Origin of the sequence: Caballeronia sp. LZ003, from assembly GCF_031451465.1 — a bacterium.
Classification (GTDB): Bacteria; Pseudomonadota; Gammaproteobacteria; order Burkholderiales; family Burkholderiaceae; genus Caballeronia.
On record NZ_JARUXJ010000003.1, the window covers coordinates 317723 to 335988 of the forward strand.

The window sequence follows — 18266 nt, forward strand, 5'->3', positions numbered from 1 at the left end:
CGAGGTCTTTGATCGTCAGCATGGTGAATCTCCTAAGTGGTTGGTTGGTCGAGCGTTGATTTGTTGCGCTCGCAGCTACATATGCGAGAGGCATGCCAACGACGCAAATAAATTTGGTTTGACTGTCTAAATGATTGATTTAAAATAATAAAAGTTGAATTGGTCGCACGCTTCGATCAGGTTGAGAAAGATCAGTAAAACATTTGTGTTTTGATGGAGCCAACATAAATTTCGAAGATGACTGTCCTGAACAGACAGTGGAAGATCCTCTTGGTCCGCAAGACAGAGACGTGAATTAAATCTAGTCTCAGCCAAGTCTCACGAGTCCTTGGCTACCGCCGTCCACACTCCGAATATCGAAACAACTCAACTTTGCTAACGCGTAGAGTGCTATTTGGAGTCATCCTGGCCCTAATCGAGTCGTCCCGACGTCGAACGCTCAACCACCCATCGTCTCTGCAAGCTTCTCAAATCCATGGAAAAATGTGCATATGCACTAACCATGGAGAGAATGTCATGTTCAAAGACGAAATCGTTCTATGCGCGCCGGTGCGCACGCCAATCGGAGCCTTTGGCGGCAGCTTGAAAGAAGTGGCGGCAACGGAGCTGGGCGCCACCGCTATCCGCGAGAGCGTGCGTCGCGCGGGTCTGGCGCCGCGAAAGGTCGATGCAGTCATCATGGGTAACGTCATCCAGGCAGGCAGCGGCATGAATCCCGCGCGCCAGGCGTCGATCAACGGCGGCATTCCGGTGGCATCGCCTGCTGTCACGGTGAATCGGGTATGCGGGTCGGGCGCGCAGGCAATTGCATCGGCGGCTCAGGAAATAGCACTCGATATCTCGAACGTGGTTATCGCCGGTGGCATGGAGAACATGGATCGCGCGCCGTATCTGCTGCCTGCGGCGCGATGGGGTCAACGCATGGGCGCGGCACAGGTCATCGACAGCATGTTGCGCGATGGACTCGACGACGCGTTCTCGGGCCAGCACTCCGGCTGGCACACGGAAGACCTCGTCAGCAAGTACGGCATCGGCCGCGAGGCGCAGGACCGCTGGGCAGAACGTTCGCAACGGCGCTTCAGCGATGCGCGAGATGCAGGTCACTTCGCAAACGAGCTCGTGACCGTCAACGTTCATGGCAAAAAAGGCGTGTCCCCATTCGATACAGACGAGCAACCGCGTCCCGATACCAACCTCGAAACGCTTGCTCGGCTCAAGCCCGCATTTCGCAAGGACGGCACCATCACCGCAGGCAATGCGCCGGGCCTGAATAGCGGCGCATCGGCGATGATCGTCACGCGTCGTGCCACGGCTGAATCGTTAGATGTAGTCGCTTCGGCGCGGCTCGTTGCTTTCGCGGTATCGGCGGTCGAGCCGGGGCTGTTTGGCATCGCACCGGCCCCGGCCGTGACAAAGGTACTGGAGCGCGCGGGCTGGAAGCTGGGCGACGTGGAGCGCTTCGAGATCAACGAGGCTTTCGCTGCAGTGCCGCTCGCCGTCATAGCTGAACTCGGGATTCCCGAGGACATCGTGAACGTGGATGGCGGCGCTATCGCGCATGGTCATGCCATCGGCGCCACGGGCGCGGTGCTCACCACGCGTCTAATCCACTCGATGCGTCGCGATGGCGTGCGGCGAGGCATCGTGACGCTTTGCATCGGCGGAGGGCAGGGCATCGCGCTCGCGCTCGAAAGTGTTTAAGGCATAGCGCAAAAAGTCCGGCAGGAATGCCGGGCCGAAATCCGTCGAGCAGCATGACATTTTTGACGAGACGCGCGGGCCGTGCGTTACAGCACGCGATTCACGCCGCCATACGCGTGACGAAGGCATCGCGTTCGGGCGATGTCGTCGGCGCTGCGCACAGGCTTGCCCCGTCGAAAGGCGCCGCACCGGATCAACCGAAAACCCATAAAACCTCACGTTTCAAGGGAGAAAGCTAAAGATCGCGCGCGCCGTGTCGTTACCTCAGAAGCGATCACACGAGGCGGACAGAGGTACGGATGTTTTCCATCATATGCAAGGAATGCGGCGCGGAAGCACGCACGGAAGTAGCGAACTGCCCGAGATGCGGATTCGTGATGGAGAAACCGGCACCCGAGATCGTCGAGGCCAGCAAGCCTGCTTTGCGGATGCCAAGGCGTCTGCGCGATCGCTTGAGCACCGTAGCCGCATGGACGACGGTCTGCCTCGTTGCACTGGCAGGCATTACGCTCTGGTCCACTCGCACGTCGGGTGATTCGGAGAGTGGCGCTGTCGCCGTCGGCAAGATCGAAACGGACGAGAATCGCATGACAGCCGATACTTCGGCGCTCGCTGCAAGCACGAGTCGGCCTTAGTCCCTAACGCATGCACCTAAAGACTCACCCCATCACGAACTCCGCCGCAGTCTCCTTCAATTGAAGGACGAATTGATTGACGATGACCGACCGCGGTCTGCCGGGCGCAAAGAGAAAGCGCGGTTCGACCGGTACGGCCGGCGAGAATCGTCGTGCAATCAAGTCCGGAAACGAACGGCTCATCAGCGAGAAGGGGTTTACCAGCGCCACCGCATTGGCTTCCCGCACGAGCGCGCACAGCACCGGCGTGCTGTTGGACACGAACGCGCTCGTAAAGACTCGTCCCTGCGCGCGGAACGCTTCGCGCAGGCGCCATCCCGTCAACGTGTCTTCCCCGAAGGTCGCGAGCGTCTCGTGATCCAGCAGGCGAGGCGTGACCGTCTTGCGCGCAGCAAGCGGATGCTCCGCACGCATCACGCAGCATAGTTCGGCGCGACAGAACTCCTCCACCTCGAGCGTGCCTGAAGGCGCGGCTACATCCAGAATGCCGAAATCCGCCTGATTGTTGTTCACGTATTCGACGACGTGACGCGTAGGCAACGCCCTGATATCGAACTCGACTTGCGGATGCGTCTCGCGGAACTTGCCGACCGCGCGCGCGACGATAGTGGTTGCGAGCATGGAGACTGTCGATACGCGAATCGACCCGCGCTGGCCCTCCTGAATCTCGCGTGCGGTCTGCGCAATCGATTGCACGCTGCCAAACAACCGCTCAATCTCCGGCAGGATTGCCTCCGCCTCGGGCGTGCATACGAGCCGCCCCTTCACACGCAGAAAAAGCGTAAGCCCGATGTCTTCTTCCAGCATGCGCAGAGTCTTGGTCACGGCAGGCTGGGACACGTAAAGCAGACGTGCCGCAGCGGACACGCTGCCCGCCTTGACCACCGCGCGGAAGATTTCCAGATGACGCACTTTGAGCATGGCGGACCCGTCGAAGGTATAACTTTCTGGCAGGAACAAGGTTATCAGAATGTATTGGTTTTCATACTTTTGAAACCCTACACTTGATTTCAACGCTGGATGTTGAAAGGCACGCAGGCAATCGACCCAACTCAAGGAGCTTTGCAGTGAGCATTCCCGACGCATCGGTGTGGCGCGCCCGCGCGCAAGAAATCCGGCCCGAGGGCCGCGCGTTCATCGACGGGCGCTATGTGAACGCGCTCTCCGGCAAGCTCTTTGCGACCATCGACCCGGCCACGGGCCGTACCATCGCCGCAGTCGCCGAATGCGGAACGGAAGACGTGGACGTCGCGGTCAGAAGCGCGCGACGCGCCTTCGAATCCGGCGTCTGGTCGCGCGCCGCACCTGCCGAACGCAAAGCCGTCATGCTCAAATTCGCGGGTTTGATCATGGCGCATCGCGAAGAGCTGGCGCTGCTCGAATCGCTCGATGTCGGCAAGCCGATCACCAATGCCTACAACGGCGACATCGTGAGTTCGGCCACCTGCATCCAGTGGTATGGCGAGGCCATCGACAAGCTCTATGGCGAAACCGCGCCCGCCGCACCCGACGTGACCACCATGATCGTGCGCGAGCCGCTCGGCGTGGTCGCGGCCGTGGTGCCGTGGAACTATCCGCTCTCGATGGCAAGCTGGAAGCTCGGCCCCGCACTCGCCGCAGGCAACTCGGTGATCCTCAAGCCCGCGGAGCAATCGCCGTTGAGCGCGATTCGCATCGCCGCGCTCGCGGCCGAAGCGGGTTTGCCGCCAGGCGTGCTCAACGTCGTGCCGGGCTACGGTGAAACGGCGGGGCGCGCGCTCGGTCTGCACATGGATGTCGATGCCGTCGGCTTCACCGGGTCGACCGCTGTCGGCAAGTTGTTCATGCAGTACTCGGGTCAGTCGAATATCAAGCGCATCGGGCTCGAATGCGGCGGCAAGAGCCCGCATATCGTGCTCGACGACTGCCCCGATCTCGACGCCGCCGCGCGCGCCGTGGCGGCCGGTATCTTCGCCAATAGCGGACAGGTGTGCAACGCGGGTTCGCGGCTGATCGTACACGCGGCGGTACGCGACGAACTGCTGGAGAAAGTCGCGGCCATCGCGCGGGACCTCGTGCCCGGCGACCCGCTCGATCCCGCCACGAAGATGGGTGCGATCGTGAGCCAGGCACAGCACGAGTCGGTCATGTCGTATATCGATGCGGGTCGTGCCGATGGCGCGCGTGTCATCGCTGGCGGGCGTACCGCGCGGCCGGAATCGGGCGGCTACTTCATCGAGCCGACCGTGTTCGATCGTGTGAGCAACGACATGCGTATCGCGCGCGAGGAGATTTTCGGACCGGTGCTGTCGGCGATCACGGTCGAGTCGCCGGAGGAAGCGGTGCGCGTCGCCAACGACACGATCTACGGCCTCGCCGCCGCGGTGTGGACCTCGAACATCGCGCGGGCGCAGCAGGTCTCGCGTCAATTGAAGGCGGGCGTGGTGTGGGTCAATTGCTTCGATCGCGGCACCATGTCCTCGCCCTTCGGCGGCTTCAAGCAATCCGGATTCGGCCGCGACAAGTCGATGCACGCCTTCGACAAATACATGGACTGGAAGGCGATCTGGATCGCCGGATGAAGCAGTGCCCCGACCTCGCATGGAGACCGACATGAACGCGCCACTATCTCAAGCCGATACCGTATCGACCAGTCCGTCGTCTTCACGACGCACCTTCCTGCTGCAAGCCGGCGCGCTCGCCGGCACCGCGCTGCTCGGCGCACCGGCCATTGTGCGTGCGCAGGCAAAGAGCATCAGCGTGACCTGCTGGGGCGGCGCCTATGAGGCGGCGGTGCGTGCCTCGTTCGCCGAACCCTTTGCGAAAGAGACGGGCATCGCGGTGAATCTTGTGAACAGCGCGGATCTCGCGCGCATGAAGGTGCAGGTCGAATCGAAGAATGTGTCGTGGGATGTGTTCGACAGCATTGGACCGCAGATCGTCGCGGGTTCGCGTCAGGGCATGTGGGAGAAGCTGGACCGGGCTATCGTCAAGACCGATGGCCTCATCACGAAGACGGGCGCGGACTTCGTCGGCACGTATTCGTATGCGGGCGGGATCGGCTTCGACCCGAAGCGCGGCAGCAAGCATCCGACGACCTACGCGGAGTTCTGGGATGTAAAAGCGTTTCCGGGTCGTCGGGGTTTGCGCCCACGGGTGAGCGAGAACCTGGAGATGGCGTTGCTCGCGGATGGCGTCGCGCCCGACAAGCTCTACCCGCTCGATGTCGAACGCGCCTTTGCGGCGATGGACCGCATCAAGCCGGGTGTGCGCAAGTGGATCGAGACGACGCCGGAGACGGTGACGCTTATCGCGAGTAACGAACTCGATTTCACGTACACGTATCTGAGTCGCGTTTTGCCCGCGCAAAGAGCGGGTACGTCGGTCCAGATGTCGATGAAGCAGACGCTCAACAGCCTCGAATATCTCGCGGTGCCGAAGTACGGCAAGAACACGCAGGCTGCCATGCAATACGTGGCGTTCTGTCTGCGCCCCGACCGCCAGGCCGCATTCTGCGAGATGGTCGAGTTCGCGCCGAACGCGGTGCAGGCCATGCCGCTCGTATCCGCCGCCGCCAAGGCGCGCATGCCGGACATGCACGATCCGAACAGCGTGATCATCAACGACACGTGGTGGGGCGATCACTACGACGCGTTGCAGAACCGCTTTACGACCTGGATGCTGACATAAAGTAGCGTAAAACAAGGGGCGCGCGATGAGTTACACGCTGAACCTGAAGGCTGTCGTCGTGATGCTGCTGCCGCTCTACGGCCTGCTCGCGGTGTTCTTTCTGTGGCCGCTCGGCGTAGTCGGCTGGTCGAGCATCTACGAACACGCGTTCACGCTGCGCGGCTACGAACAGGTGCTGACGAGCGCGCTCATTCATCGCGTGCTCGGCAACACGATGATCATCAGCGCGCTCGCCACGGCGACGAGTCTCGTGCTTGGGTATATCGTCGCGCTGCATCTCGCCCGCATGCCCATGTCGAAGCGCGCGCCGTATCTCGTGATGGTGATGTTGCCGTTCTGGACCAGCGTGCTCGTGAAGAGTTATGCCTTCACCGTCGTGCTGGGCAGCGCGGGGATCGTCGCGAAACTCGCGGGATGGTTGAGTGGCGATACATGGCATCCCGACCTCATGTTCAACCGCACTGGCGTCGTGATAGGAATGACCAACTATCTTCTGCCGTTCATGGTGCTGCCCATTCTCACGAGCCTCACCACGCAGAACCGCAATCTCAAGCTCGCCGCCGAACTCATGGGCGCAGGTCCCGCGATGATCTTCGCGCGCATCACGTTGCCTTTGTCGATGCCCGGCGTGTTCGCAGGCGTTCTCATGTGCCTCACGCTCTCCATGGGCATGTACATCACGCCCGCGTTGCTCGGCGGGCCGCGCGACATGATGCTCGCCAACCTCATCGACTTCTACACGCGGCAGACGCTCGACTGGACGCTGGCCGCTTCCATCGCGATGATGTTGCTCGTGCTGTCCGGGGCGCTGATCGCGGTGCTCGGACGTGTTCAGCGCGGCACGGAGGCGCTCGCATGATGGATACCGCAACGCGTGTCAGCAACGAATTCGTCAAGCCCGAACCGAAGCGCCGCGACTCGCGTGTATTCATGCGCGTGCTCGGTTCCATCGGCGGATGGTGCGGCTATTTGTTCCTGCTGCTGCCAAGCCTCGTGATCGTGCCGATTTCGTTCGGCGGCGGCAGCGAACTGACGTTTCCGCCGAAGACCCTCTCGCTTGCGCTATTCCGGCAGTTCTTCGCCGATCCGGCATGGTGGGGCGCGTGTGTGACGAGCGTGATGGTCGCGCTGCTGGCATCGGTAATCTCGATAGCGGCCGGTGTGCCAGGCGCTTATGCGCTTGCACGCGGCCGGTTTCCGGGCAAGCGCATACTCGAAACCTTCGCCATCACGCCCATGCTCGTGCCCGTCGTCGTGCTCGGTCTTGGCGTGTATAAGCAGTTCTCGATGCTCTCGCTCGTCAACACGGTATGGGGACTTGCGCTCGCTCATGCCGTGCTCGTCGTTCCGTTCGTGATCATTGCGGTGGGCTCGGGCTTGCGTCACGCGGATGCATCGCTCGAAGCCGTCGCGCTTCTGATGGGCGCAAGCCGCGTGCGCATCTTCTTTCAAGTGGTGTTGCCGCAGATACGCGCGTCGGTGGCCGTGAGCGTGCTGTTCGCGTTCCTTCTGTCATTCGACGAAGTGGTGGTCGCGTACTTCATCTCGGGACCGCAGACCACGACATTGCCGGTCAAGATGTACAGCGCGATCCGCTGGGAAGTATCGCCGGTGCTCGCCGCCGTCTCGACGCTGCTCACGCTGATATCGCTTCTGGTGTGCATCGGCATCATGGCTTTGCAACGGCGCGACGCGTTCGCCGACTAATCTTGAACTAGAGACCAACATGGCGAACAGGTACGACGCGGTGATCATCGGCGCGGGACACAACGGCCTCGTGTGCGGTGCTTATCTCGCGCGCAAAGGCTTCAAGGTATGTCTGCTTGAACGGCGCGAACTCGCAGGCGGCGCGGCCGTCAGCGAAGCGGTGTGGCCGGGGTATCGCGTATCGACCGCGTCCTACACGATGGCGTTGTTGCAGCCGCGTATCATCCGCGAACTCGAGCTTGCGAAGTACGGCTACGAGATCGTCGTGCCGCCGCCCATGCTGCATCTCTATGGCGATGGCAAGAGCCTTGTGTTTCGCGGGGAAGGCGAACGGCTTCATGCGGATATCGCGCGCTTTAGCCGCGCCGATGCCGATGCATACGGTAAGTATCGCGCGCATATGGCTCGGCTCGGCAAGGTCGTCGCCGAGATGCTCTGGGAGATTCCGCCCAATCCCGCCGATGCCGCGCTCGGCGCGCGCGGGCGTTTGCTTGGATTCGCCTGGCGTTTCCGCGATATGGGCGAGCAGTTCTACGACTTGTACGACGTACTCACGTTGAGCGCGCGCGATTACCTGTCGCGCTGGTTCGAGTCCGATCAGATGATCGCGGCGCTGGGCTTCTACGCGTCGTGCGGCGGAGCGGCCACGAGCATCTGCTCGCCCGGCTCGGCGTATGTGTTGCTGCGCGGCTTCATTCGCGATCACACCACGAGCGAGGGGCCGGCGGGCTTCGTGCGTGGCGGCATGGGTTCCATCTCCGAAGCCATCGCGGCATCGGGGCGGGCGCATGGCATGGAGGTGCGTTGCAATGCGCCGGTGGCGTCGGTGGAGATAAGCGGCGGACGAGCGACGGGCGTGCGGCTCGCATCGGGCGAATCGATCGAAGCGGGTTGCGTCATATCGAACGTGGCGACCAAGATCCTGTTTCAGCAACTCGTCGATGCGGGTTACGTGCCGCCCGAATTTCTCGCGCGTGTCGCGCAGATACGCGACCGTTCTACCGCGTTCAAAGTGAATCTCGCGTTGCGACGCCTGCCCACTTTCACGGATTTCGATTCCAATGCAGCAGGTTTTGCTTATCCGGCGCAAGTTCGTATCGGACCTTCGGTGGAGTATCTCGAACGCGCGTGGGATGCATCCAAGTATGGCGAGATATCGCCGCGACCGCCGCTCGTCGTGTTGACGCCAAGCGCGATGGACCCAAGCGTCGCGCCTGCGGGCAAGCATCTGATGAGCATCTTCGGCCAGCATGCGCCTTATACGTTACGCGAAGGAACATGGGACACGCAGCGCAAACGTCTCTTTCATATCGTGCTCGATACGCTTGCGCTGCATGCGCCCGATATTCGCGACTGCATCGACGATGCGCAAGTGCTTTCGCCCGCCGATCTGGAGCGCATCTTCGCGCTGCCGGGCGGTCATGTGCATCACGGTGAACTGAGCGCGGATCAGATCTTCTTCAGGCGGCCGGTGCAGGGCGCCGCGGACTATCGCACACCGGTGAAGGGACTCTATCAATGCGGGGCATCCGTGCATCCGGGCGGCGGCGTGACGGGCGTGCCTGGCCACAACGCGGCGCAAGTCGTGATGCGCAGCGAGCGTCACTGAGCGGCATCATTCACGGAATCCGACGATGAACATGATCGAACTGAAGCAGGTCTCGCGGCGCTACGGCGAAGTGCAGGCGCTCGCGCCGCTCGACTTCAGCGTGAAGCAAGGCGAGTTCGTCACGCTGCTCGGCCCTAGCGGCTCGGGCAAGACTACGCTGCTCAACGTGATAGCGGGCATGGTCACGCCATCGTCCGGGCAGATTTTCGTGCGCGGCGTCGACATCACGAACGCGCCGCCGAGTGCCCGCGGACTCGGCATGGTGTTCCAGAACTATGCGCTGATGCCGCACATGACCGTTTTCGACAACATTGCGTTCCCGCTGCGCGTGCGCAAGATGCCGAAGGACGAGATTCGCCGCAAGGTAAGGGACGTGCTCGACATGGTGCGCTTGCCCGACATCGCGATGCGCAAGCCGAAGGAACTGTCGGGGGGCCAGCAGCAACGTGTGTCGCTTGCGCGTTGCATCGTCTATAACCCGGCGTTGATCTTGCTCGATGAACCGCTCGGCGCACTCGACAAGAAGCTGCGCGAACAGATGCAACTCGAGATTCGCCGGCTGCATGCGGAACTCGGCATCACGATGCTCAACGTCACGCACGATCAGGACGAGGCGCTTTCGATGTCGGACCGCATCGTGCTCATGAATCAGGGGCGCGTCGAACAGATCGCGACGCCCGACGAGCTGTATCGTTCGCCGCGCACTGCGTTCGCGGCGAGCTTTATCGGCACGGCCAATCTGATCTCGGGCACCGTGCAGGACGACATCGGGACGCATGTGGTCGTGTCGACTCCGCTTGGCATGCTGCGCGCCGCGACGGCATCGCAGACGATGTCGCGCGGTGCGGCCGTGAAGCTACTGGTGCGACCGGAAAGCGTGCGAATGACGTCCGCGCATCGGCCGCCTGACGATCATGCTGTCGATGGCATCTGTCATTCCGGCACCCTCGAAGACTCGATCACGCTCGGCAGCGTCGTGCGTCATCACGTGCGTCTTGCCGACGATACGCAGATCGTCGTCCAGCAACAGGGCACACGGCGGCGCGCCGAACATGAGCGCGGCGCACCGGTGCTTGTCGACTGGGCGCCGGAGGATTGCCAGATCATTCTTCAAGACTAAATACGCGCGACAGGCGCGCCTCGCCGTGCGAGGTTTCGAATTTCGTGGAGAGCATGTATGAAGACACAGTCGCCGACCGTGGCGGACGAACTCGTCCGTCGAAAGCGTCAGGAGCAACTCGCATTGCCTGAATCGCTCGGAGATTTCGTGCGCGAACAGGCCGCGCTATATGGCGACAAGACCGCTGCGGTGTGGTTCGATCGCGGTATCGAGATGACGTATGCGCAAATCGATCGCGCGGCTTCACAGCTTGCCGATTCATTCGTCAGGCGCGGTATTCGCAAGGGCTGTCACGTTGGACTGATGTTGAAGAACACGCCCGAGTTTCCCATCTCGTGGATCGCGCTGGGTCGTATCGGCGCGGTCATGGTACCCGTGAACACCGCCTACACGCAGGACGAAATGATGTTCGTCCTTACCGATGCCGACGTGCAGTACCTCGTGATCGACACCGAATTCCTACCGCGTCTCGCCGATGCGCCCACGCTGCCCGCACTGCTTGCATGGGAACGTGTGATCGTGTGCGGCGAGAGCGAGCATCCGCTGCAATGGCAGGCTTTGCTCGATGCGGGCAGCGCCATGTTCAATGCGCCCGGAACGGTGTCGCGCAACGACCTGTTGAATCTGCAATACACCTCAGGCACGACGGGCTTTCCGAAGGGCTGCATGCTGACTCACGATTACTGGATGATTCATTGCCACGGTGCGGCGCGTAACAGGCGCGGGCCGGAAGCGGGCATCGAGAACGTGTTGATCTGGGCGCCGTTCTTCTACATGGACCCGATGTGGCAGTTCCTGATGACGCTTAAGCTCGGCGGCACCGCGTACATTGCCGAGCGCATGAGCCTCACGCGCTTCATGTCGTGGCTCATCGATTATCGGATTCACTACTGCATCTTTCCCGAGCCTGCCTTGAGCGCGCATCCACGGAGCGAACGCGACGCCGATGTATGCCTGAAGTATGTGAGCATCTACGGATGGACCAGAAGCGCGCGCGAAGAAGTGCAGGCGCGCTTCAACGTGATTGCCCGCGAAGGCTTCGGCATGACCGAAGTAGGAACGGGCGCACTCGTGCCCGCGTGGGCCCATGAAGAGGCGCTCGAACGCACTTGCGGTCTGCCTGCCCCGTTTCGTGAACTGCAGGTTCGTCGCGATGACGGCAGTATCGCCGATATGGATGAAGTCGGTGAACTCTGGATTCGCGGGCGCGGCATTTTATGGGGCTACTACAAGCGTCCAGAGGCCAACGCCGAGAGTTTCGATGGCGACTGGTTTCGCACGGGCGATCTGTTTCGACGCGATGCAAAGGGCTTTTATTTCATCGTGGGACGCATCAAGGAGATGATCAAGCGCTCGGGCGAGAATGTCTCGGCAACCGAAGTCGAGACCGTTCTACGCAGCATGGATGCGATCGATGAAGCCGCAGTCGTGCCGGTGCCCGATCCGCTGCGGCGCGAGGAAGTGAAGGCGTACCTCAAGCTGCGCGAAGGACTCACGCATAGCGACGTTCCGCCCGCGGCGGTGTTCGAGCATTGCGCGCTGCATCTCGCGTCGTTCAAGGTGCCGCGTTATCTGCAATATATCGTCGGCGATTTTCCGCGTACGCCTTCGCGCAAGATCGCGAAAAAACGCCTGATTGCCGAGACAACCGATCCGTTCGTCGATACCTTCGATCGTCAGGAGTCGCGTTGGCGGTAACGCCAGACGCTTGCCGGAGCTGCCCATGTTCGTGGACTTTTCGAGCCGTCCTCCGTCGTTGCAGTTCGACGGTCCTGTCAGTCATCTGGCGAATTATCGGCGCGTGTACGAGGGTACGGAGCGTCAAGTCGCGAGTGCGAATGGTGTCGATCCACTCGACGACTATCTCGCGACTTACGAGCGACTGAAAGCGCGATATGTCGTGTTGAAGGCGCGCGATCTCACCAGCACGTTCGGCGTGAAGATAGCGAACGAGCACGTGGCTGCGTTTTGTCACACGCATGGCGAGCGCTACATCGGCTTTGCAGGCGTCGATCCGCATAAAGGCGATGCGGCGGTCGCGGAGTTCGAGACGGCGGTGCGCGAACTCGGTCTGCGTGGGTTGAATGTGCAGGGCTTCGAGCATAAGTTGGCTATCGACGATCCCTTGCTGTTTCCGCTTTATCGCAAATGTGTCGAATTGGACGTGCCGGTGAATATTCATTGCGGCACGAACTTCTCGACGCATACCTCGATGATGCATGGCCATCCTGCCGCGCTCGACCGCGTGATGATGTCGTTGCCCGCGTTGCGGGTATGCGCTTCGCCGCCGGGATGGCCGTGGGTGCATGAACTGCTTGCGGTGGCGTGGCGGCATCCGAATGTATGGATAGGCACCGTGGCTGTGCGGCCGAAGCTACTTGCCACCGCGCACTCGGGTTACGAGCCGCTTTTGCAATACGGCAAGACAGTGCTTAAGAAGCGCATGATCTTCGGGTCCGCGTTTCCGATGATGCCGGTCGATAAGGCTTTGCAGGAGTTCGATGCGCTTGGAATGGCGGATCAGGTTCGCGAGGATTGGCTCTGCAACAATGCGGTGCAGTTCCTTGGAGGCTAAAGCGCCCGCGTCGTGAATGAATGAAAGGCGGTACGCGTGTTGCTGACAGTGAACGTCGTCTGACCTTCAAACCAGCGCTCAGCCCACAAGGAACACGATGGAACCGATGAAGCCCATGAAACCCATGACGCCGATGCAACCGATGGAGCCCATGAAGCCGATGGAACATTGGTGGCCGGACAATCTCGGCGAGCCGCAAACGAGTGGTGCACAGAACGGTCTGCGCTACGCCTTCTTTGCGGATGCGAAGCGACTTTTAATCGAAGACAACGGCACGTTAAAGACTTATGACAGCGCGGACCATCGCATTAGCGGGGTGTCGCAAGGAAGTAGCGCAGGGCATGGCCCTGCGTTTACCAGTCAGAATGGCGTGGTAGACCTTACAACATTGAAGGAGATTAAGTAGCTGGCTTGTCAGGGATGTCTTCCAACAAGGACCGGAAATTTTTTTTCGATGCGTGTCAACACACAGCGTGGCGAGGCGTTAAGCAAGTACTCGCGGTACTTAAGCCGCGACACTGTTAAACAACCACGAAGGGCCTGACCGCCATGAAAAAGCAACTCGTTGCCGCATCGATCGCCGCTTTGTTTTCCGTTGGTGTATTCGCACAAGCTTCGGCGCCTGCCGTAGCCCCTGCAGCTCCGGCTGCCACGACGGCCGACGCCGCGCAGCCCGCAAGTGGAACCAAGACTAAAAAGCATCACCGCAAGCATCACAAGAACACGACGAAGGCTGCCCCGATCCCGTCGTCGGCACCGAAGCCCTAAGCTTTAGGGTGTCGAATTCGCTTCGTTCGGTAGTGGTTCAGAGTTGAAACGATCGAATGAGGTGACGGAGTAATCGAAGTGCGGCCTAAAGGCGCGATACCTGCGCCTTTAGGCCGTTTTCGTTTGCGCTTCCTGGTTGAGTTTTTAAAGCATCGTTGGTGCGGTTTCGTCGACCACGCGCGAACATTGCCTCAGGCTGCTACTAGCGCTATTCTTGAACCGCTTGCAGTAATCGAATGCTGGTCAATCCGGGGACAACAACTTCGTGAAGCGAACTCTGGCTTTCTGCTGTATTTTTACCTTGAGCGCAGTCCTCTGCGCATGCAACAAAGACGGATCGCGAAGCGCGACTCCAGATGCGGGCGCATCAGCGAGTCAGGCGCCAGTCCAACCCGGACAGGTCGCGAGCGGTACGCAAGCCGCATCGGCCACGCAGGAGCACAGCGCGCCAGCCGCCGTCACCGTTATCACCAAAGCGCAATTGCCAGGCGAGGCGACTGAGACACTGCGTCTGATCAAGGCCGGTGGTCCGTTCCCCTTCGCCGAGGACGGTGTCATGTTCCGCAATAGCGCCGCACTGCTGCCGCAACATCCGCGTGGCTACTACCGCGCCTATACCGTGCGCACGCCGGGCGCGACGGATCGCGGGCAACGACGCATCGTGTGCGGTGGACAGCGCAAACAGACTAACGACTGCTATTACACTGAAGATTACTACGTCAGTTTCAAGCGTATTGCAGATTGATTTGGAAAAAGCGGGAATGCGCTGGGGCGCTTTTTTAGAGGACCTCGATTGCTTCTCAGCGGTTCTTAGGCGCGCTGCTCGACGTTGGTAATGGCGGTGGGGAATGCTATTGTCATACTTTTATAGGGTTGAAGCGTCGGATGGCATCCCCGTCCATATCGACGAGCGTAAGTGATTCTTGAGGCAAGTCGCAGGCAATAACTTCGTATGACCCGCCAACATAATCGAAGAGCGTGAGTCGACGATCAGTCCGGTTTGCCCGCAAGCCCTAGCAAATAGGCGCGATCTGCCTCAGGTAGCCCGTCAAGCCACTGTTGTTCAGTTCCAGGCTGAGGCAAGACTTGTCCATATTCGATCATGTTCGCAGGCGGCAACTCGGAGAGATAAACCCATAAAAAACGCTTTTCCAACTTCGAGATTCGATGAAGGGATTCCACGATATCGGCAAGCAACCTGGCCTTTTGCTCAGGCGTTCTTCCTGCGCGAATGTGTCCATGCACGAAAATCTGATTCGTATCGATCCGCTTACCGCCCATGAAATGAGCGCCTCGTGAAATCGCGCTGAACATGACCTGCGCGAAGAAAGTTTGCGCACCCGTGGCTTGACTATGCGCTCGGGTGATTTCGCGCGCGATGTTTGCTTTCGCGTCATCGGAAAGCAGTCCGTCCGTGACAGATACGAGGTAAGTCGGCATATGGCGTCTCCCTAATTAGCGTTTATCCGCTAGCGTTGCATGTTCTTTTCGAAGCGCTCCGCAAATTCATCCGATAAGAGCTTGTCCAGCACGCCGCGCAATACTTCGGCTTCGGCGCGGCCCAATGATGAATCGAAGATAGCTTGCGCCTTGCGCCACAGAACGTCGGATTCAGCGAGCTTCTCGCGTCCTTCGGGCGTGAGACCAATCGATTTATGCCGCCGGTCGTCAGGGTTCACCGCAAGTGAGATGAAGCCGTCACGCTCAAGCGGCTTGAGCGTATGCGCGAGCGCGCCCGAATCCATTACCAGCGCTGCAGCGAGCTTGCCGACGTTGGTCGGCTCCGATCGCCCGATCTGAGCGAGCACCGCGCGCTGCGTGATTTTCAGGCCGCTTGGCGATATTGCCGCGTCATAGAGTTGTGAAATACGTCGCGTGGCCTTGCGCAGTGCGGTGCAACTGCAACCGGGTCGCCCGCGATTCACATTCTTTGCCGCCATTTTCGTTGCCATCACTCATTCCTCTGCGAAGTTTCCTGCAGAGTCATTATTCCATTATCAGCATATGCAGGCAATTGACAGATTGCAAGCATATGCTGATAATTTGCCGCACCGGTCCTCATCAAATGGAGCTCCATCATGCCGTTTGTTCGTATCGACTTGAAGAAGGGAAAGGATGCCGACTATCGCCAGAAGATCGGCCTCGTCGTTTATGAAGCGATGCTCAGTGTCGGTGTGCCACAGAACGACCGCTTCCAGGTCATCAACGAGCATGAAGACGCCAACTTCATGTTCGATCCGACGTATCTTGGCATTGCGCGCGACGACGACCTCGTCATCATCCAAATCACGTGGAACGAAGGACGTAGCACCGATCAAAAGAAAGCGCTCTACCGCGCAATTGCCGAGGGACTCTCGACAGCGCCGGGCATACGACCTGAGAACGTCTTCATCAATCTGGTCGAAGTGAAGAAAGAGAACTGGTCGTTCGGCAACGGCATAGCGCAATACGCGGTTTGAGGAGCGCGCCGCATGGATCGCTCACTCGCAAGCAGACCGGACGCCGCGACGAAGCGGCATGAGTGGCTCGTGCTCATCTGCACCTCGGCGCCGTCCTTCATGCTGCAACTCGATGCGAACATCGTGTCGGTGTCGCTGCCCTCCATTGCGCGCTCGCTGCATGCGGATTTCGCGGGCATCGAGTGGGTGATCACGGCGTACATGTTGAGCTTCGCGTCGCTGTTGATGCCAGCAGGCGCGCTCGCCGACCGCTTCGGACGCAAGCGCTTGCTCGTTACAGGGCTGATGTTATTTACGTTTGCATCGCTGCTATGCGGGTCCGCGTGGAACTTGCCGATGTTGATAGCCGCGCGCGCGTTGCAAGGCGCGGGCGCGGCCATGCAATTGAGCGCCGCACTCGCCACCTTGTCGCACGCATTCCACGGCGAAGCACGGGCGCGAGCGTTCGCGTTTTGGGGCACCGTAGTGGGCATCGGGATCGCGAGCGGTCCGGTGGTCGGTGGACTCATCACGCAGGCGTTCGGCTGGCAATGGGCGTTCTATGTCAACGTGCCGATAGGCGTCGTATTGCTTGCGTTGATCTTGCGCGTGATCGAATCGTCGCGCGATCCACACTCGATGCGACTCGACCTGCCAGGCGTCGCATGCTTCGGAACGGCGCTCTTTCTAACGACGCTTGCGCTTATCGAAGGCAATCGGCGCGGCTGGCATGATCGCTGGATCATCGCTGAATTCGTGGGCGCTGGCGTGCTGTTCGTGTTGTTCGTCATTGTCGAGCGACGTCAGACGCGGCCGATGCTCGACCTAACGTACTTCCGCAATCGGACGTTTCTCGGTGCGACGCTCGCGCAGTTTGCGTTTTCCATCGGCATGCTCACGATGCTGACGTTCGTGCCGATCTTTCTGCAAAGCGGTCTCGGCGCGACATCGGCGAGCGCGGGTCTCATGATGCTGCCGATGGTCGGGCCACTCTTTATCGTGCCGCGTCTCGTGTCGCGTCATCTCGCGCATCGCCTGACAGGGCGCGCGTTGCTTACGCTCGGGTTGCTTACGGTGTGCATCGGGCTCGTCTGTTTCGCGGCGGTCGTGACCATGCTTGCTTATGCGCCTCTCATCGTAGGCATGATCGTGACGGGCATCGGCGCGGGCATGCTCAACGGCGAGACGACCAAGGTTTCGATGACCGTGATCCCGAAGGAGCGATCCGGCATGGCGTCGGGTGTGTCGGGCACGACGCGTTTTACCGGACTCGTCATTGGAATCGCGATGCTCGGCGCGGTGATGTTTGCGCGTGTCCAAAATGTCATTACGAATTCGATGCCTTCCGTCGATTCGCAGCAGCGCCTTCATCTCGTAGTGGATATCACTGCAGGGCATCTTCAGCGCGCAACCTTGCCAGGTTGGAGCGATGCCGCGTTGCATACACTCGGTGCGATTAGCTTCGCCAAAGGATATCAAGCGCTGTTCGTCGTGGCTGCATTGTTCATGTTGTTGTCGGCAGCGTTGACTTGGCGCCTCGTGAATCCGGCTGAGACACCGCCGACTTTAGCACGCTGAATCAAGGCTTGAAATCAGCCAGTATCACGCCGTTGCGAATATTTTCAAGCGCATGGGCTATGTAGTCGACGGTCGGCTCAGGCGGATGGTCCAGCGGCGCCCAAACAAACGCAGAACACTTGTGCGGCTCCATGTTCACAAGGGTGCCTTCCCAAGAACGACATGTCAGAAAGAAGCTTATTCGGTTCTGTTCCGAATCGCGTCGCATCACCAACTTGAAGTCGAGAGAACCTGGCGCGATGCTCACGCCGGCTTCTTCCTTCGACTCGCGGATCGCGCATTCCTCGATGGATTCCCCAGGTTCGAGATGACCGGCGACCAGCGAATACTGACCGTCTCTATGGCCAGTATTTGCGCGCTGGATGAAGAGATATTCGTTATTGTCGTTCTTGAACAGGACATGTACGTCGACAACGCTTTGCATTCGGCTCATCTTGTGCACCGTGGAAGAAGCTGATGTTCGGTT

19 protein-coding genes are annotated in these 18266 nt (G+C 60.2%); 15 read left to right on the plus strand and 4 right to left on the minus strand.

Annotated features, from left to right (window positions below; translation table 11 throughout):
* Positions 1-516 precede the first annotated feature (516 nt).
* Together QCE79_RS19465 and QCE79_RS19470 are read left to right on the plus strand one after the other, a co-directional pair.
* Complete coding sequence (locus QCE79_RS19465) at positions 517-1701, plus strand: acetyl-CoA C-acyltransferase (protein WP_309847040.1); 1185 nt, start codon at positions 517-519, stop codon at positions 1699-1701.
* 377 nt (positions 1702-2078) lie between these two features.
* Positions 2079-2336 (plus strand): hypothetical protein, encoded by a 258-nt coding sequence (locus QCE79_RS19470; RefSeq protein WP_309847042.1) that lies wholly within the window; start codon positions 2079-2081, stop codon positions 2334-2336.
* Positions 2337-2360: 24 nt separating this feature from the next.
* Here the strand turns inward: QCE79_RS19470 and QCE79_RS19475 are convergent, their stop codons facing one another.
* Complete coding sequence (locus QCE79_RS19475; RefSeq protein ID WP_309847045.1) at positions 2361-3257, minus strand: LysR substrate-binding domain-containing protein; 897 nt, start codon at positions 3255-3257, stop codon at positions 2361-2363.
* Between the two features lie 146 nt (positions 3258-3403).
* Here QCE79_RS19475 and QCE79_RS19480 point away from each other — a divergent pair, with 146 nt between their 5' ends.
* The 11 genes from QCE79_RS19480 (at position 3404) to QCE79_RS19530 (ending at position 14529) form a co-directional block, all read left to right on the plus strand.
* On the plus strand, positions 3404-4897 hold the full coding sequence (locus QCE79_RS19480) for an aldehyde dehydrogenase (RefSeq protein ID WP_250495260.1): 1494 nt from the start codon (positions 3404-3406) through the stop codon (positions 4895-4897).
* A 31-nt stretch (positions 4898-4928) separates the two neighbouring features.
* A complete protein-coding gene (locus QCE79_RS19485) occupies positions 4929-6005 on the plus strand; it encodes an ABC transporter substrate-binding protein (protein WP_309847049.1) in 1077 nt (358 codons plus the stop codon).
* 25 nt (positions 6006-6030) lie between these two features.
* Complete coding sequence (locus tag QCE79_RS19490) at positions 6031-6864, plus strand: ABC transporter permease (RefSeq protein WP_250527861.1); 834 nt, start codon at positions 6031-6033, stop codon at positions 6862-6864.
* The gene (locus QCE79_RS19495; RefSeq protein WP_309847054.1) at positions 6861-7712 is read left to right on the plus strand and encodes an ABC transporter permease; all 852 of its coding nucleotides are present in this window, start codon (positions 6861-6863) and stop codon (positions 7710-7712) included. Before QCE79_RS19490 ends, QCE79_RS19495 begins: the two co-directional genes overlap by 4 nt.
* A gap of 19 nt (positions 7713-7731) precedes the next feature.
* On the plus strand, positions 7732-9321 hold the full coding sequence (locus tag QCE79_RS19500) for an NAD(P)/FAD-dependent oxidoreductase (RefSeq protein ID WP_309847056.1): 1590 nt from the start codon (positions 7732-7734) through the stop codon (positions 9319-9321).
* A gap of 25 nt (positions 9322-9346) precedes the next feature.
* The gene (locus QCE79_RS19505) at positions 9347-10441 is read left to right on the plus strand and encodes an ABC transporter ATP-binding protein (RefSeq protein WP_244832443.1); all 1095 of its coding nucleotides are present in this window, start codon (positions 9347-9349) and stop codon (positions 10439-10441) included.
* 57 nt (positions 10442-10498) lie between these two features.
* Positions 10499-12139, plus strand: a complete 1641-nt coding sequence (locus tag QCE79_RS19510) for a class I adenylate-forming enzyme family protein (RefSeq protein ID WP_309847062.1) — start codon at positions 10499-10501, stop codon at positions 12137-12139.
* Between the two features lie 25 nt (positions 12140-12164).
* Positions 12165-13016, plus strand: coding sequence for an amidohydrolase family protein (locus tag QCE79_RS19515; RefSeq protein WP_309847065.1), 852 nt, complete (start codon positions 12165-12167; stop codon positions 13014-13016).
* 97 nt (positions 13017-13113) lie between these two features.
* Entirely contained in the window at positions 13114-13422 is a 309-nt protein-coding gene (locus QCE79_RS19520; RefSeq protein WP_250468340.1) for a hypothetical protein, read from the plus strand.
* 143 nt (positions 13423-13565) lie between these two features.
* Entirely contained in the window at positions 13566-13784 is a 219-nt protein-coding gene (locus QCE79_RS19525) for a hypothetical protein (RefSeq protein ID WP_250468339.1), read from the plus strand.
* 265 nt (positions 13785-14049) lie between these two features.
* A complete protein-coding gene (locus QCE79_RS19530) occupies positions 14050-14529 on the plus strand; it encodes a ribonuclease (RefSeq protein ID WP_309847068.1) in 480 nt (159 codons plus the stop codon).
* A gap of 245 nt (positions 14530-14774) precedes the next feature.
* Here QCE79_RS19530 and QCE79_RS19535 read toward each other — a convergent pair whose 3' ends face one another.
* Together QCE79_RS19535 and QCE79_RS19540 are read right to left on the minus strand one after the other, a co-directional pair.
* Positions 14775-15224, minus strand: coding sequence for a tautomerase family protein (locus QCE79_RS19535; RefSeq protein WP_309847071.1), 450 nt, complete (start codon positions 15222-15224; stop codon positions 14775-14777).
* A gap of 29 nt (positions 15225-15253) precedes the next feature.
* On the minus strand, positions 15254-15736 hold the full coding sequence (locus QCE79_RS19540; protein ID WP_250495247.1) for a MarR family winged helix-turn-helix transcriptional regulator: 483 nt from the start codon (positions 15734-15736) through the stop codon (positions 15254-15256).
* Between the two features lie 126 nt (positions 15737-15862).
* On the opposite strand from QCE79_RS19540, the gene QCE79_RS19545 reads away from it, so the two are divergent.
* On the plus strand, positions 15863-16243 hold the full coding sequence (locus QCE79_RS19545; RefSeq protein WP_309847075.1) for a tautomerase family protein: 381 nt from the start codon (positions 15863-15865) through the stop codon (positions 16241-16243).
* A gap of 12 nt (positions 16244-16255) precedes the next feature.
* Entirely contained in the window at positions 16256-17800 is a 1545-nt protein-coding gene (locus QCE79_RS19550; protein ID WP_309847079.1) for an MFS transporter, read from the plus strand.
* A 1-nt stretch (position 17801) separates the two neighbouring features.
* Here the strand turns inward: QCE79_RS19550 and QCE79_RS19555 are convergent, their stop codons facing one another.
* Complete coding sequence (locus tag QCE79_RS19555) at positions 17802-18233, minus strand: NUDIX domain-containing protein (RefSeq protein WP_309847081.1); 432 nt, start codon at positions 18231-18233, stop codon at positions 17802-17804.
* Positions 18234-18266 lie beyond the last annotated feature (33 nt).